General features: G+C 67.0%; 12 protein-coding genes and 1 tRNA gene. 3 read left to right on the top strand and 10 right to left on the bottom strand.

Annotation, left to right across the window (positions count from 1 at the left end):
- Positions 1-12 precede the first annotated feature (12 nt).
- The 4 genes from D3226_RS12170 to D3226_RS12185 form a co-directional block, all read right to left on the bottom strand.
- The gene (locus D3226_RS12170) at positions 13-3,363 is read right to left on the bottom strand and encodes an SbcC/MukB-like Walker B domain-containing protein (protein ID WP_202382862.1); all 3,351 of its coding nucleotides are present in this window, start codon (positions 3,361-3,363) and stop codon (positions 13-15) included.
- Positions 3,360-4,088, bottom strand: a complete 729-nt coding sequence (locus D3226_RS12175; protein WP_202382863.1) for a DUF4194 domain-containing protein — start codon at positions 4,086-4,088, stop codon at positions 3,360-3,362. Before D3226_RS12175 ends, D3226_RS12170 begins: the two co-directional genes overlap by 4 nt.
- On the bottom strand, positions 4,085-5,557 hold the full coding sequence (locus D3226_RS12180; protein ID WP_202382864.1) for a DUF3375 domain-containing protein: 1,473 nt from the start codon (positions 5,555-5,557) through the stop codon (positions 4,085-4,087). The genes D3226_RS12175 and D3226_RS12180 overlap by 4 nt, the downstream gene beginning before the upstream one ends.
- Before the next feature lie 79 nt (positions 5,558-5,636).
- Positions 5,637-6,794 (bottom strand): RsbRD N-terminal domain-containing protein, encoded by a 1,158-nt coding sequence (locus D3226_RS12185; RefSeq protein ID WP_202382865.1) that lies wholly within the window; start codon positions 6,792-6,794, stop codon positions 5,637-5,639.
- Positions 6,795-6,941: 147 nt separating this feature from the next.
- Between D3226_RS12185 and D3226_RS12190 the strand changes: the two genes are divergently transcribed.
- Positions 6,942-8,711: an amidase gene (locus tag D3226_RS12190; RefSeq protein ID WP_202382866.1), complete on the top strand. Its 1,770-nt coding sequence runs from the start codon at positions 6,942-6,944 to the stop codon at positions 8,709-8,711.
- Here D3226_RS12190 and D3226_RS12195 read toward each other — a convergent pair.
- Entirely contained in the window at positions 8,708-9,109 is a 402-nt protein-coding gene (locus tag D3226_RS12195; RefSeq protein WP_202382867.1) for a thioredoxin family protein, read from the bottom strand. The genes D3226_RS12190 and D3226_RS12195 overlap by 4 nt on opposite strands.
- A gap of 232 nt (positions 9,110-9,341) precedes the next feature.
- On the opposite strand from D3226_RS12195, the gene D3226_RS12200 reads away from it, so the two are divergent.
- Together D3226_RS12200 and D3226_RS12205 are read left to right on the top strand one after the other, a co-directional pair.
- A complete protein-coding gene (locus tag D3226_RS12200) occupies positions 9,342-9,503 on the top strand; it encodes a hypothetical protein (RefSeq protein ID WP_202382868.1) in 162 nt (53 codons plus the stop codon).
- A gap of 55 nt (positions 9,504-9,558) precedes the next feature.
- Entirely contained in the window at positions 9,559-10,245 is a 687-nt protein-coding gene (locus D3226_RS12205) for a DUF3887 domain-containing protein (protein ID WP_202382869.1), read from the top strand.
- A 243-nt stretch (positions 10,246-10,488) separates the two neighbouring features.
- On the opposite strand, the gene D3226_RS12210 is transcribed toward D3226_RS12205, so the two are convergent.
- The 5 genes from D3226_RS12210 to nadD all read right to left on the bottom strand — a co-directional run bounded on the left by D3226_RS12210 (position 10,489) and on the right by nadD (position 15,093).
- Positions 10,489-12,201 carry a long-chain-fatty-acid--CoA ligase gene (locus D3226_RS12210; RefSeq protein WP_202382870.1) on the bottom strand — a complete coding sequence of 571 codons (1,713 nt, stop codon included), beginning with the start codon at positions 12,199-12,201 and terminating at the stop codon, positions 10,489-10,491.
- Positions 12,202-12,366: 165 nt separating this feature from the next.
- Positions 12,367-12,442: transfer RNA gene (locus D3226_RS12215), tRNA-Ala, on the bottom strand.
- A gap of 114 nt (positions 12,443-12,556) precedes the next feature.
- Positions 12,557-13,018, bottom strand: a complete 462-nt coding sequence (gene rsfS / locus D3226_RS12220; RefSeq protein WP_202382871.1) for a ribosome silencing factor — start codon at positions 13,016-13,018, stop codon at positions 12,557-12,559.
- Entirely contained in the window at positions 13,002-14,495 is a 1,494-nt protein-coding gene (locus D3226_RS12225) for a hypothetical protein (RefSeq protein ID WP_202382872.1), read from the bottom strand. The genes rsfS and D3226_RS12225 overlap by 17 nt, the downstream gene beginning before the upstream one ends.
- Positions 14,488-15,093, bottom strand: a complete 606-nt coding sequence (gene nadD / locus D3226_RS12230) for a nicotinate-nucleotide adenylyltransferase (RefSeq protein ID WP_202382873.1) — start codon at positions 15,091-15,093, stop codon at positions 14,488-14,490. The genes D3226_RS12225 and nadD overlap by 8 nt, the downstream gene beginning before the upstream one ends.
- Positions 15,094-15,100: the final 7 nt, after the last annotated feature.

Genomic DNA, 15,100 nt, shown 5'->3' on the forward strand with positions numbered 1-15,100 from the left:
CGCGATGGGGCGCTAGCCGGCCGGAAGCGCGACCTTTGGCTTCGCCCACGAGCGGCCCTGCGTATCCTTCAGGATGTCGTACTCGACGTCCACGTGCGGCTCGATCGCACTGTACTTATCGTTCGGCGCGCCGATGATCAGCTGGAAGCCGAGCCCCCGCCATGCGCCGATCGCGCGCTTCGTGAAGTGCGCGTCCGCCTTGATGAGCGCCTCATCGAGGAACACCGGCGCATAGCGCGGCCGCTCTGCGTCAGCATCGCCGAGCTGATAGCGGAGCGCGGCCCCGACGATGAACGCGATGAGCTCCTGCGACTCCCCGCCCGACTTCTCGCCGATGTGGTCGTAGAGTGCGGCGTGCGCGCGCGTCTCGGCGTGCACCTTCTCGGCGCTCACGCGCACGTGATTGCGAACGTCGATGAGGTCGGAGAAATCGGGCGCGGTGCGACGCATGCGTCCGATGAGGCGCGCCATCCGCTCGTACACGTGCGCCCGCTCGGCGTCAGTGCCCGCTGCGTCGATCAAGGCGCGCACCTCGCGAAGCTCGGCGCGGAAGCGACGTCGGGGCTCGGTCTGGTGTTCGCGCGGGGTGATCTGCAGGCGGTGGTCGTCATCGTAGAACGGCAGATCGCGCATGATGCGGTTGACCGGCTCGATACGCTCGCGGATCTCACGAAGCGCGCGACCAAGGGCCGAATCAAGGTTTGCGAGATCATTTCCGGAGAGCCGGAGGAGGCTCTCCTTCCACTCGGCCTCGAGCTCGTGCAGCCCGCTCGCCTCAAGCTCGGCGAGAATCCGCTCGAAGTCCGCCAGTGAGGCATCGGGGTCTGCGCGCAGGGTCGGGTTCGGCCACGCCTCGAGGAACGATTCGAGGGTACGCCGCAGCCCGTCGCGCTGCTCTTCGAGCGTGGCCTGTGCCACCGCCTGGTCCTCCAGCATGCGCCGTCCCGCAGAGTCGAGCGCGGCGTCGAAGCGCGCAAGTTCTGCGGCGCTGCCCGCAGCACCGCCCTCGGTGAGCTCGAAACGAGAGCGCAGGTAGTTCAGCTGCTCCGGGGCAACTCCGCGCTCCGCGTCCTCAGCCTCGTCCACCGCCTGCTGCGCTTCATCCACCTCATCGGTGATTCGGGCCCACTGCTCCGCGATGCGCTCCTGCTCACCCTTCGCACGGCCAATCTGCTCCTGCAGGCTGCCGACCTTCGCGCGCACCGCGGCAAGCTGCTGCTGCACGGCAGCAATCTCGGGGTTGCCCTCGGTCACCTCTGCGATGATGCCGGCCCAGCGCTGCTGCTCGCGCTCCACCGCTGCAACGTCGAGCTCATCCCAGTTCGCCTCGCGCACCGCGGAGTAGGCCACGAGTCGAGCCTCCAGCGCGTCGAGCGCTCCATCTGCATCGGACTCAGCGCGCGCCGCGTCGCTCAGCTCGGCCTCGATCAGCGCGAGCTCCGCATCGAGCTCGGCGATGCGGCGTTGATTCGAGAAACCCAGCACGTTTCGCCGTCCCTGACCGCCGTGCGCTCCACGGCTGCCCTGCGACAGCTGCCCCGCAATCGTGAGCGCCTGCGCGTGATCGCTGAGCTCCGAGGCTCGGTCCACGCACACGAAGTCGTACTGGCGTTCCAGCCGCTCCTGCAGCCAGCCAGTAAACGGGGTGTCGCGGTAGTCGAGTCTCCCAGGCAGGCGCCGCGGTTCGAGCCGTGCGACGAGCGGGGCACCGGTCGGCACGCCCTCGTAACGCAACCGCACCGGGGTCCGCACCGTGTCGATCGCTGCGCGGAACTGAGGCAGCGATGCCTCGTCGATCAGCACGGTCGTGGCGAAACCGCCAAGCGCCAGGTTGAACGCGTCGCGCCACGGCTCGAATTCCGTGCGCACCTCAACGAGTTCGCCGACAAACGGCAGCTCAGAGATCGGGATCCCCGCGGCCTCTGCCAGCAGCTCCCTGCTCTCGTGCAGGATCGGGGAGATCGCGTCGCTGCGATCCAGCGTCTGCTCGCGCTCCCGGCCGAGTGCGTCGCGTCGGCGGCGCAGCGCATCGGCCGCAGCGCGGGCCTCCGCGTACGCCGCGCGGGCCCCTGCCTTCGCGGAGGCATCGGCGAGCGCCGCACGAGCTCGACTCGCAAGGGCGGTGAACTCCCGCTCGGAAGCAATCTCCTCCCCCAGCACGGAGGTCGCCTCATCGAAGCGGGCGCGCTGCGACTGCACCGCGGTCATTCGACGCTCCACACGCCCGAGCTCACGCTCGGCGGTTTCAAGGCGATCGCCGCCTGATGCCCGGAGCACCTCGGCGAGCGCACCGCGCTCGGCTTCCGCCGCGTCAGCGAGAGCGTGCTGCGCACGCACCTCAGCGTCGGCGTCACGCTTGCGCTGCTGCAGTTCGCTTTCCACGCCGCGCAGCAGTTCGAGGCGCCGGCTCGTGCGCCACAGCGCCGCGATGGACGCGGGGTCGGTGAAGCGGCCTACCTCGTCGATGAGACGCAGCCGCTCGGCGGCGTCCTCGATGCGCCCTCTCATGTCGCGAATCGGGCGGAGCACGCGCACCTGCTTCTGCGCGGTAACCATGCGCGTTCGCGTGCTCTCCAGCTCATCAAAGTGGCTCACCACCGCGTCAGCGATGGCGAGCGTCTCGGGTTCCTCGAGCACCATGCGCTTGTACAGTTCGTCCACGGTGGTGATCTGTTGACCCGCCTGAATGCGCGCGAGCAGGCTCATCGCTTTCGCGCCTGCACCCGCCGCCCCGATACCCAACACGGAGTGGATGCGGGCAGAGAACTCGCGATCCGTCGCAATCGATTCGAGCCCTGCCGCGCGCACCGCCGCGTCGGAGAGCCGCTGCGTCGCCGCACGCTCAAGCGCGGCGAGGTCGAACGGCCCATCAACGACGGCGCGCACCTTCACGGTGTCTTCGAGCACCCTCGCAGCGGCCGGGATGTACCAGGCGCGCACGGCGGTGAAACGCGAGCCGTCATGGTCGAGCCAGGTCATCGCGATGGCGGTCCACGTGTCACTGCCGTCCCCGCGCAGCACACGCACCTGCGTGCCCTCTTCCGTGCGCGACTCGTCGATCTTGCCCCGCCCGTAGGAGAGCACGTTGCGCTGCTCCTCGCCGCGCGGTCGTCCGGCGACGCCGCCGTTCGACGCCCCGTTGAAGGGGGTCGTGTGGGGCATCATGAGCGCGATGTAGGCGTCCATGAGCGTCGACTTTCCGGATCCCGAGCCACCGCACAAGAGCGTCGCCGTGGGCGAGAAACGCACTCGGTGCGCACCGTCGTAGCCGCCCCAGTTGACCAACTGAAGTTCGTCTGCGGCCCACTGCTGGCCGCGCGACTCGGCCGGGATGAGCCCGAAGAGGGTATCGAGCATGGTCACAGCGCAGCGTCTCCTTGTTCGGGTGCGTCGGTGGTCCCGGCAGAAGCGGGCAATCCGGCCGCCGCATTTTGGGCGCGCAGCCACTCCGCCAGCTCGCGCAGGCGCGGGGCGCTCAGCACGATTTCGATGAGCGGGCTGATGCGGAAGCGTCCTTCCGACTCCTCTTCGATGATGCCCTCGTGGCGCAGTCGCCCGAGCGCGGTGCGAATGGCCTTCTGACGTCGCGCCACGTCGCCGTCCGCCGCAGTGAAGTAGCTGAGCACGGTCTGCTCCACCTCTTCGACATCCACGCGAACGGCGGGCTCCCCCGCGGTTGACTCGCGCTGATAGACGGTGCGCAGGTATACGAGCACGAGCGTCTCGGCACGCGTGTAGGCCTCGTCGCGGAGCAGGATCGGGGCGTCGAGTTCATCCGAACGGATCTGCTGCTTGTAGGCGACCCCGCGCGCCGGGTCGACCACGAGGCGCACGAAGAGATCGTGCAGGCGGGACTCGATCACCTGCTGGTGCTCGAGGAGCACTTTCCACTCATCCGGGTTGCGCTCGGCGAGCAGGAAACGACGCTGGAGGAGCCGCACCAGCACGCGCCGCACGTCAAGGTCGAGCACGCCGCGGTCGCCGGGGAAGCTCTCGTCGGGGTCCCGCTCCATCGACACCGCGGCGAGGAAGGCATCATCGGGATCGCGGAGCTCCACGTTCGGCTCGGCTATAGGGGTGTCGCTCATGCGGTCTGGTCTTTCTGAGTGCTGGCGGTCACGGCGCCGAAGGCGAAGGAGCGGACGCTGCCGTCTGGGCGCAGCGCCTCGACGACGGACACGTCTTCCGTTTCCGACATCCCGTTCCGGTGCGCGATTTCGAGGAGGCCGAGGAGATCGACGGGGCGCCGGGTATCAGCGTCAGTGCCCGCGAATGCGGCGGCGAGGTCAAAGGTGTCAGTGCCCAGCCCGGCCACGTACGCCTCGAGCTCGGTGTAGCGTGGGCCGCCCCAAGCGCGCGTGTCCGCATCAACAAACTCAACGCCGGCCTCGTCGGCGCGGAGCGGCTCGGGACCCTGCGGCGGGCGCGGATCGCTGAGCGACTGCCTGAGGTGCCCGATCTGCGCTGCGGGGAGGCTGCGCAACGGCTCGGCGCGGTCGGCAGGGCGGGAGTGCTGCATCCAGCTCTGCAGGCCGGACATGACGCCGCGCAGCAGCTCGTCTACTTCACGATCTCGAGCCGGATCATGGGTGCGCACCTGCGCGGTGATCACGTGTGAGGCGCGCCGCTGCGCGGTGAGCACTTCCTGCACGCCCTGCTCCACGCGGCTAGCGATGGCGCGCAGCTCGCTCCGCTGATCCTGCGCCAGGAGTCCCGCGAACGGCTGCGCAAGCACACCCGTGAGCTGATCCGTCAGCTGGTCGATGTGCTCGGCATCGCCAATCAGGGTGAGCGCACCGGAGAATGCACGCCCCTCGGGTGTGGCCTGCATGACGTGCTGCCCGCGCCGCAGGTACTCGCGGAGCACCTCACCAGCGGGCCGCACATCGCGGCGCAACTCGGCAACAACGTCGCGCTGCATTGCGTTGATCGACTCGGCGACACGCGCGAAGTCGGCGGGCAACTCACGCGAGAGGTGCAGTACGTTCTCGGCTTCCTCCAGGAGCAGCTCGTCGTCCACCGGGTCAATCTCGCCCGCGCGGAGCCGCGCCATCTCCGCATCGATCGCGTTCCGCTCCGCCTGCAGTGCAGCGAGCCGCTGCTCGGGATCGGTCTCCGCGCTCTGCACGAGCTGGTCGACCGAGTCAAGCAGCGTGCGCACTCGCGAGCGCGACACCCGGGCACGGCCAGCGCCTGCGCGGCCAACGATCTCCAGTGCGCCGACGGCCTGCGCCGAGAGTCGGTACACCTCGGCTCCGTCTTCAATCTGCGGCACGAGCCAGCCGACCCGTACCCAGTAGCGGCAGATCTCGCGGCCGTTCCCGGCGGGCAGCCGCCGCTCCCCCTCGTCAAGGCCCGCGGCGCGCAGTTCATCCACGGCGTCGCCCACTTCGACGTGGGCGTCAGAGATCGCAACCGTGGGGCGCTCCGCGGTGAAGATCTGTGAGAGGGAGGACACCACGAACGGCGCGTAGCGCCCGTGCAGCAGTTCGAGCATCGGGTTCTGGAATGCCGCCGCCGCCTGGCGGTAGCTCGCCGTAGCCCGTGAGTGTGTCATATCCCTTCAGGATACCGCGCACAGCCTCATGCTCGCGCGCCGGGCACTCAGGCAGTCAGTTGCTCAGTCGCTCAGTCGCTCAGGCAGGCCAGCCGATCACCAGCCGCGCGGCCTCCCTCGGGACCGTGGGATCGACCCCGGTGAGCGCGCGGAACTCGGAAAGATGCTTGGAGACTGTGTTTCGATGCGAAAACAGGCGCTCTGAGGTCAGCCCGATGCTGCCCGTCGACAGGAAATCCCCCACGGTCTCGAGGAGGCGGGCCCGCTTCGCCGGGGTGCACGTGGCGAGCGCTGAGCGCACATCAGCGACGATCTCGGTGCCCTCAGCTTGGAGCGCCCGCGCGACATAGCGTGCCCACCCCCGGCCCCACGTCATGGCTCCCGCTTCGCCCGGCTCCGCGCACAGCGCAAGTTCGCGGGCGATTCCCGCGGAGTGTCGGAGTGCGCGTGGCCCCTCCGGCTCGCGCACCAGACCCACCCGCAGCTCTGCGATCGCTCGTTCCCGCAGCGCGGCCCCCGCAATATCGTCGCGCACTACTGCGATGAGCGCCCCGTTCAGATGATGGGTGTGTGCGATACCGCCGCTGCGGCGCAGTTCCGCAAGCGCGGCATGCAGGGCCGGGATCTCGGCGTCGAGCGCCGCGAGGATGGTGAGCCCCTCCCCCGGCGCGAAGCCGAGTTGCACCGAGAGTGCCGCGAGTCGCTCGTGGGTGGGTGGCGGATCTTGGAAGAGCGCAGCGATCGCGTCGCGATGCCCAGCGGAAGCCTCGTCCGCGATGCGCCGCGTTTCCCCGAGGTAGGCCCGCTGCACCTGCGCGACCCACGCATCGACGATGCGCAGCACCGCACCCGTGTGTTGCACAATGAGCGGGGCGTCGGCGGGCTCCGAGAGGGCGACGAGTTGCTCCCAGAGCACCGTGAAGTCAAGGCGGACGGCACTCATGAGGGCGCTCAGCGGTACCTCGGCTCGGGCGCGGGAGGCGCCGATCTCATCAGCCACCGTGATCGCTTCCCCGAGCTCACCGTCCTTCAGGCCCGCGATGATGCCTACGAAGGAGAGCTCTGCCGTACGTCGAATTTCGCTCCTGGGGATGGGCGAGGCTTCATAGCCGGGCACCGCGCCAACGAGCGGCAGCAGCGCATTGGTGAGCTGAGCGGGATCGAGCTGCGCGATGAGGTGCTGCCAGCGTGCGGCATCGCCGTGCCGCGTTTCCGCGCCGAATGACTGATCAACCATGACCCGAGTGTAAGTGCACTCGCACGCTTTTTGAGAGAAAACCGAGCGCACCTGCCCTACAAATGAGTGCGTTCTGCCTGAAAGACTGGATCCACTCCGGCGCATGGCACCCCGCCTGCCCCAAGCTGAGCACACGAGAGGCCCCGCATGACCGAGCGCACCGTCGACCCCGCCCCCACGCCACCACGCGGGGAAGGAGCGTTCTCACTCACCGAGGCCACGATCGCTGAGACGCTGGCCGCGCTCGGCCGCGGAGTCATCACCAGCCGCTGGCTCGTGGAACGCTATCTCGCACGCATCGCCCGCTTCGACCGGGGGCCTGAGGGACTGGGCTCGGTCGTCGTACTCAATCCGGAGGCACTGGCCGCAGCGGATGAGGCCGACGCACGGTGGCGCGCGGGCACGGCACGCGCACTCGAGGGCGTCCCGTTCACGGTCAAGGATTCGTACATGGTGCGCGGACTCACTGTCGCGGCAGGCTCCCCGGCGTTCGCATCGCTCACCGCGCAGTGGGATGCGCACTCGGTCTCCGTGTTGCGGGATGCGGGCGCGATCCTCATCGGCAAAACAAACATGCCCCCGATGGCCGATGGCGGCATGCAGCGTGGCCTCTATGGGCGGGCTGAGAGCCCGTACAATCGCGACTATCTCGCTGCGGCCTACGCGTCCGGATCTTCGAACGGCTCGGGCGTGGCCACCGCCGCAAACTTCGCAGCGTTCGGCATGGGCGAGGAAACGGTCTCTTCCGGCCGGAGCCCCGCGTCGAACAACGCGCTGTGCGCGTACACTCCCAGCTGGGGTGTGCTCTCCATCCGCGGCAACTGGCCACTCTTCCCCGCGCGCGACGTCGTGGTGCCGCACACTCGCAGCATGCCCGACATGCTCAGGGTGCTCGACGTGCTGGTGCAGGACGACCCACACACGCGGGGCGACTTCTGGCGGCGACAGCAGGCCATGCCCATCCCCCGCGCGAGCGAACACCGGCCCACCTCGTACACCGCGCTCGCCCGGCCCGGTGCCCTTGCGGGAAAGCGCTTCGCCGTCCCTGCGATGTACCTCGGGGAGGATCCCGCCTACCCGATGAGCGTGCGGCCATCGATCCTGCGGCTCTGGGAGGCAGCGCGGGATCGCCTGACGGCACTCGGAGCCGAACTCGTGATTACCGACTTCCCGCTCATCGGGGCATACGAGCGCGACCGCCCCGGGCAGAAGTTTCTCGGCGCGCTCGGTGACATGCCAGCGTCTTGGTCAGAACTTGAGTTCCACGGTTTTCTCGGCTTCGGTTGGGACGACTTTCTGCGCGCGAACGCGGATCCCAATCTGCCGAATCTTGCTGTTGTTGATTCGCGGCGTATCTATCCGACCCCGCCCGGGCAGCTCCCTGATCGCTACGAACGGGTGGGTGACCACGCGGATCGCTTCGCCTCAATCGTGGACGCCGCGCGCGCGGGAATCCCGGACCCGCAGCACCACCCGGACTTCGCGCATGGGCTGCGCGCGATTGTGGCCCTGCGCGAGCAACTCGTCGAGCACTGGCTCTCGAACCAGGGCTTCGACGGCCTGGTGTTCCCCGCGAATGCGGATGTGGGCCCGGCGACTGCGGACCACGATCCGGCCGCCGCGGATCTCGCGTGGACGAACGGCACGCAGTTCTCGCACGGCAACTACGCACTGCGGCACGTCGGGCTCCCCACCGTCACCGTCCCGATGGGCACGATGAGCGACATCGGCATGCCCGTCGGGCTCACGTTCGCGGGGGCGGCGTATTCGGATCCCGCACTGCTCGGGTACGCCGCGGCCTTCGAAGCCGGCGGGCCCGCGCTCCGAACGGCTCCGCCCGCCGCGCCGGCCCTCGCTGAGGACACGGCGCCGACGGGCGGCGGGGGCGCTGCTGCAGCGCAACCGAAGTCGAACTAGGCGGGTTCGCCGCTTGCGGCCTCAGCCTCAGCCTGCTCGGCAGCCTGCTTGGCGACCTGCGCGCGCACGTCATCCATGTCGAGGCCACGAACGCCCTCGATCAGCTGCTCGAGCGCGGGGGCAGGGAGCGCGCCCGCCTGCGAGAACACTCCGATGCCGTCTCGGAATGCCGCGATCGTTGGGATCGACGTGATCTGGAACATCGCTGCGATCTCCTGCTGCGCCTCCGTGTCGATCTTGCCGAAGACGATGTCTTCGTGCTGCTTCGAGGCGGCCTCGTACACCGGCGAGAACGAGCGGCACGGGCCGCACCAGTCTGCCCAGAAGTCGAGCAGCACGATACCGCCCGCGGTGAGGGTCTCCTCGAGGTTGTCCTTGGTGATCTCAATCGTGCTCATAGTGTGTCGCGCGAAATGCGCTCCCTTTCCTCGTGCGTGCCCGGGTGTCTCGCGCTTGGCGCCTGGCCCCCGCTCAGCCACTCCACCCCAGTGAAACGACATGAGCCACACGGGTCAACCGTTTCGCGCGGCGCGCCTGAAACGCACGGGCCGCTCCCAGGCGCGCGCGACAGCATGGGAGCGTGTGCATCGCGCACCCGTTCGCCACGCTCGATAGTCCGAAGGAGCCGCCGTGACGCTCACCGCCCCCACCGGCCGCCGCTGGACCCGTCCCCGGCCGGCAGAGATCGTGTTCCTCGGATTCGGTGCGGCAGTGTTCACGCTCGCCACAGTTGCTGCGGCTACCATCTGCGTCGTGTGCGCATACCCCGCGACGGTCGGTCCACTCAACTAGTATGCATGTCAACCTCGGGTTGACATGCACACTTTCTCGACGTTAGCGTGGGGCCATGTCCGATTCCCCACCCCCGCAGCCCACGCGCGCGCTCTCCCCACTTGCGGAGGAGGTTGACGCCGCGGTTCTCGCTGCGGCGAGCGCCGATGCCTCGGTGAGCGCGGCGGGGACGACCTCAGCGATCCAAACAGCGAACGCGCTCTCCACTGCCGCGCACGATTCGCTCGCCTCCCTGGTCGGTGCTGCGCGTCGCTCCGGCGTGTCCTGGCAGGTCATCGGCGATGCCCTCGGCGTGAGTCGGCAGGCCGCGTTCAAGCGATTCGGCTCCGCGGGTGAGCCGCCAACGGAAGGAAGCACTATGGCTGATCAGTCCATCGACCTCTCGGCTCGCACACGGGAGGTCTTCGAGCGATTGAGCGCGGGCGACTACGAGGCAGTTCGAGCAACGATGACGTACAGCTGTGCGCGGACGCTCACCAAGCGGAAGGTGATGAGCGTGTGGGATCAGGTGGTGCGCGACACGGGCAAGCTGGAGTCCTGCGACGAGCTCACGGTCCGCACTCCGGACGGCACGAACGCGCTCACCAAGTTCGCGGGCAGACTTCTCAGCAACGGAGCGATCGTCCAGACCACGCTGCGACACGAGGCGGGAGACTGGATCGGACGCGTCGCCTACAACGGCTCCGGGAAGATCACCGGTCTGCTCATCGCCCCGGTCGGTGCGGAGGATCTCGCGTTCTAGCGATGCAGGTCGAGCGGTGCCGCGAACGAGAAGCTTCGGCCTCTGCGGCACCGCTCGCTGTGTGGGCTACTCCCAGGAAGCCGCACCGTTCCCAATGCTGATCTTCACCGTCAGGGTGGTCTCACCCGGTCGCGCGTCGACCGTACCGACGGTGGAACGTCCCTGCCCCGTGATCACCTCGATGTGCCGCGGCGCCTCGACGATCCCGCGCTCAGAACATGCGTCACTGGGATTCTCCGTTGGCTATGGTGCGGCGAGGAGCAGCTCCCTGACCTCGCGCCGAAGCACCTTGCCGATCAACGAACGAGGCAGTTCATCGACAACATCTACCCGTTTCGGAACCTTGTATGCAGCGAGCCGCGTACGGCAGAAATCTCGCACACCCGCCGACGTGACCTCCGCACCACTCCGGATCACTACCGCGGCGGCGACCATCTCAGCCCCGTCCCCACGCGGCAAGGAAACGACTGCTGCGTCCGCGATGTCCGGGTGGGAGAGCAGCACTTCTTCCACTTCGGAGGGGGACACGTTGAATCCTCCGGTAATGATCAGTTCTTTCCGGCGGTCGACTACCGTCACAAAGCCATCCGCCGAAACCGTCACAATGTCTCCGGTGCGCAACCAGCCGTCATGCAGCAGTGTCTCCGCGGTTTCCTCTGGACGCTTCCAATATCCCTGAAACACCTGCGGACCGCGGATCAAAAGTTCCCCCGGTTGCCCCACACCGACGTCAATGGAGGGATCGTCGGGATCAATCACCCGAATCTCAGTGCTCGGAAATGGCACCCCCACCGATCCTGGTCGACGTGACGGCCCAGCCGGGTTGCCAAGCGCAACCGGTGACGCCTCGGTCATACCGTAGCCCTCCACGAGCAGCCCGCCGGTCACCTCTTCCCAGCGCTGCACGGTTGACACGGGCAGTGGCATTGCGCCTGAGATCGCAAACCGCACCGTCGAGAGATCAATCTCACCGTGAAGCGCCGCTCGGGCAAGACGGTCGTACATGGGCGGAACACCTGGCAAGAACGTTGGCGGAGAGTGCTTTGCGGCTTTCTTCACAAGCTCCACATCAAAAGTGGGAAACAGCACCAATCGAGCGCCGATACTCATGGCGAACGTCAGACACAGCGTCAACCCGTAGGCATGAAACAGCGGCAGCACACCATAAAACACCTCGTCACCCTCACGTAGACCGGGGAGCCATTCACGGCCTTGCATCGCATTTGCGCGAAGGTTCGCGTGCGTCAGAATCGCCCCCTTCGGCCTGCCCGTTGTACCGCTGGTGTACTGCAATACGGCGATGTCATGAAGCTTTGGGGCAGCCACCCGCTTCGGCAGCCGCCTCCCCAGAAGCGACTCCCATGCACGCATAGCCTTCGACGCGGGCCGCGCCGTCAGTTTTCTCCGCGCTGCCCGAGCCTTCGGGATCGGCAAACGCAACGCGAGCTGTTGGGCGATGGGCATCGCCTTCGTCATGTTCACTGTGACGATTCGCCTGGGTCGGACATCTGCCGGCAGTCGATCGATCTTCTCGCTCACCAGGTCCCACACAATGGCCACCTGAGCCTCGTGGTCCTCAAACTGATGGCGCAGCTCCCGCTCCGTGTACAACGGGTTGTGCTCCACGACAACGGCGCCCAGACGCAGCACCGCATAGAACGCGACAACATGCTGGGGGCAGCTGGGAAGTACGAGCGCTACCCGGTCCCCTGGCCCAACTCCGAGCTTCCGCAAGCCGCCCGCCACACGCTCGACCAGTTCGAAGAGCTCACGGTAGCTGGTGGTCCGCCCAAAGAACTCCAGCGCGACATGATTCGGAAACCTGCGAGCACTCGCTTGCAGGGCCTCTGGCAGAGTTTCCGCGATCGGATCAATGTCCGGCCGCACCCCCTCAGCGTAGGACGACAGCCACGGTCGCGTGGGGTCATGCTGAGCTTCGGTACACACTGCCGTCATATTGGCGATCCTCCTACGTCGGTATCCCCCACCCTACGGAGCACCCCATCCCCCAGGACGCATCGACGCCGCCATCCGCGGCGGGCTGAGCGCCACAAGCGAACTCGGAAATGAGTCCAAAAACGCCGAAAGCCTTCGAATCTCAAAGATTCAAAGGCTTTCGTTTGGTGGATCTGAGGGGATTCGAACCCCTGACCCCCTGCATGCCATGCAGGTGCGCTACCAACTGCGCCACAGACCCGTGGAAGTCGGAGGAATGCTCCCCCGACAACTCCTCTACTCTACCGCATCGGCCCCCGGGTCACGCAAATCAGGCAATCCCGGGCGCGCCATCAGCGCAAACGACTGAGTCGAGTTACTCGGCGTCAGTTGCAGCGACCGCGGGTGTCGCGAGCATGTCTGCCACGTCAATCACGGGGCAGTCCTGCCACAGCCGCTCGAGCTGGTAGAAGTCGCGCTCCTCCTGATGGAAGACGTGCACGATGAGGTCACCGAAGTCGAGGAGCACCCACCGGCCGCTCTCGCGGCCCTCGCGGCGAATTGTGCGCACGCCGGCCTCATTCAGGGCATCCTCGACAGCGTCGGAGATTGCCTGCACATTGCGCTCGACCGCCCCGGTGAGCACGAGGAACGCGTCGGCCAGGCCGAAGTGCTCACTCACCTCAAGCGCGACAGGGGCGATCGCGCCCTTGCCGTCCGCAGCCCGGACGGCAAGTTCGAGATCTGCGCGGAAATCAGTGCGCGTTGCTTGCGTGTTCAGTTCAGTTCCTTTGATTGTGTGCGCGGCGAAGGGAATGCCCTTAGCCGAACATCCCATTGCTTGCGCCCCAAATACCCAGCGCGACAACGGCGAGCAGCAGGCCGCCACCGGTCAACGACAGGATGAGCGGCAGCTTGCTGTGCTCCTTGGCGGGCTTGGCAACAACAGGGATGGTGGAGTCGACGCGAGCGCTCACTGCGTGCCGTGCAGACACGGGCGCGGGCCCGTGACCGGTGGTCTGCGGATCGTTCGTCTCCGCGCCGGTGATCGGGTCGATCTCGATCGAGTCATGCAGGCTCGAGTGTCCCCCGGTCTCACCGAGCGACTTCGGCAGCTTCAGCGAGCCGGTCACGTACAGATCGCCGGTGCCACCGAGCGGGCCGGTGAGTCCACCGGTCGTCTCCTCAGGCATCGACGGAAGAATCAGCGCGGAAGTGTTGGTTGCCCCAACGGCACCTTCCTGCGCCACCGCGCGGGAAATGAGGTCGTCAAAGCCGCCCTGCGCGTCGCCACTCTGCGCAGGCATACTGCGGGTCGCGGGATCGTCAAATACCGATCGCCATTCCTCCGGCGGAGCAATGTCGGGGAACGAGTAGCTGGGCTTCGCCGCGACCGGCTCGGGCACAACCTCCTCGGCGACCTCGGCCTCGGTGACCTCAGCCTCGTGGGCCTCGTCACTGGGCTCCTCCGCTGTGGGTGCCGAAGGCAGGTCGTCGGCGGCCTCAGCCGGAGCAGGATCAGCGAGCAGGGCACCAGCGGGTGCGGCATTTTCTTCGGCCTCAGCAGCCTCAGTCAGCTCGAGATCAGCCACGTCTGCGGAATCGCTCTCAGCCTCAACCTCGGGCGCGATCTCGTCCTCAGCTTCGACCTCTGCACCGCGACGCTGCCACGGGAACCGGCGCTTTGCCTTCGGCTCGGCGGTTGCTTCCTCGGCGTCTTCCGACTCCGAGGCCTCGGACTCTGAGGGCTGCTCGTCAGCCTCAGGCGCCTCTGCGGGCTCCTCGGCACTGCGCTCTGCTTCTGCCTCGCGCAGCTCGTCCACCGTGAACGGCTCGGTGGGCGGGGAAATCAGGGAGTCGAAATCCATCTCACCGGTCAGGGGTGCGGCCGGCGCCTCTTCAGCCACCGTCTCCGCAGCCTCGGCCGAAGCTTCAGGCTCAGCCGACACTTCTGGCTCAGACGCTGCTTCTTCAGCATGCGTCTCATCAGTGTTCTCGTCAGCCGCGGGGTCAGCGTTTGAAGCCGACTCATCAACGACCGGAGCAGCGGGCTGCGCGGCCGCACGAGCGGCAAGCGCATCCTCGCGAAGCTGACGCATTTCGCGCCTGCTGCGCGGCGATCCATCCTCGTTGACCGGAGAGATCTCAATCTCTTCACTCACGGGCGCAGCGACAACATCCTCATCAGGAGCTGTTGCCTCCGGTTCAGCCGGGGCTTCGGCAACCTCTGAGAGGTCAAGCGCACCGGTCTCGCCCATCTCCCGGAGACGCAGCTCGCGCCGCGTCAACGGTCGTTGTTCGTCGTGTTCACTCATCCTCTGTCGCTTCCTCGGTGTACAACTCGTGCTTCGCAATGTACTGCACGACACCGTCCGGCACGAGATACCACACCGGATACCCCCTGGCTACCCGCGCTCGGCAATCTGTCGAAGAGATGGCGAGCGCGGGAACTTCCAACAAGCTTACGTGTTCACCGGATAATCCCGAAAGCGAGAGCTCATGCCCAGGCCGTGAAACTGCAATGAAGTGGGCAAGTTCCCAGAGCTTGTCCACATCCTTCCAGCTCAGGATCTGCTCGACAGCGTCCGCACCAGAGATGAAGTAGAGCTCCGCGTCCGGCATCTGCTTGCGCAGGTCCCGCAGCGTATCCACCGTGTAGGTGGGGCCTTCGCGGTCAACGTCCACTCGACTCACCGTGAAGCGAGGGTTTGAGGCCGTCGCGATCACGGTCATGAGGTAGCGGTGCTCGCTGGGCGAGACGTTGCTCTTCTGCCAGGGCTCCCCGGTGGGAACGAAAACAACCTCGTCGAGGCCGAAGCTCTGAGCGACTTCGCTTGCCGCGACGAGGTGTCCGTGATGGATCGGATCGAATGTTCCGCCCATCACCCCGATCCGGCGCTTTGAAGTCACCATCCGGGTT

This window comes from Leucobacter chromiireducens subsp. chromiireducens (assembly GCF_016758255.1).
In the GTDB taxonomy this organism is placed as follows: Bacteria; Actinomycetota; Actinomycetes; order Actinomycetales; family Microbacteriaceae; genus Leucobacter; species Leucobacter chromiireducens.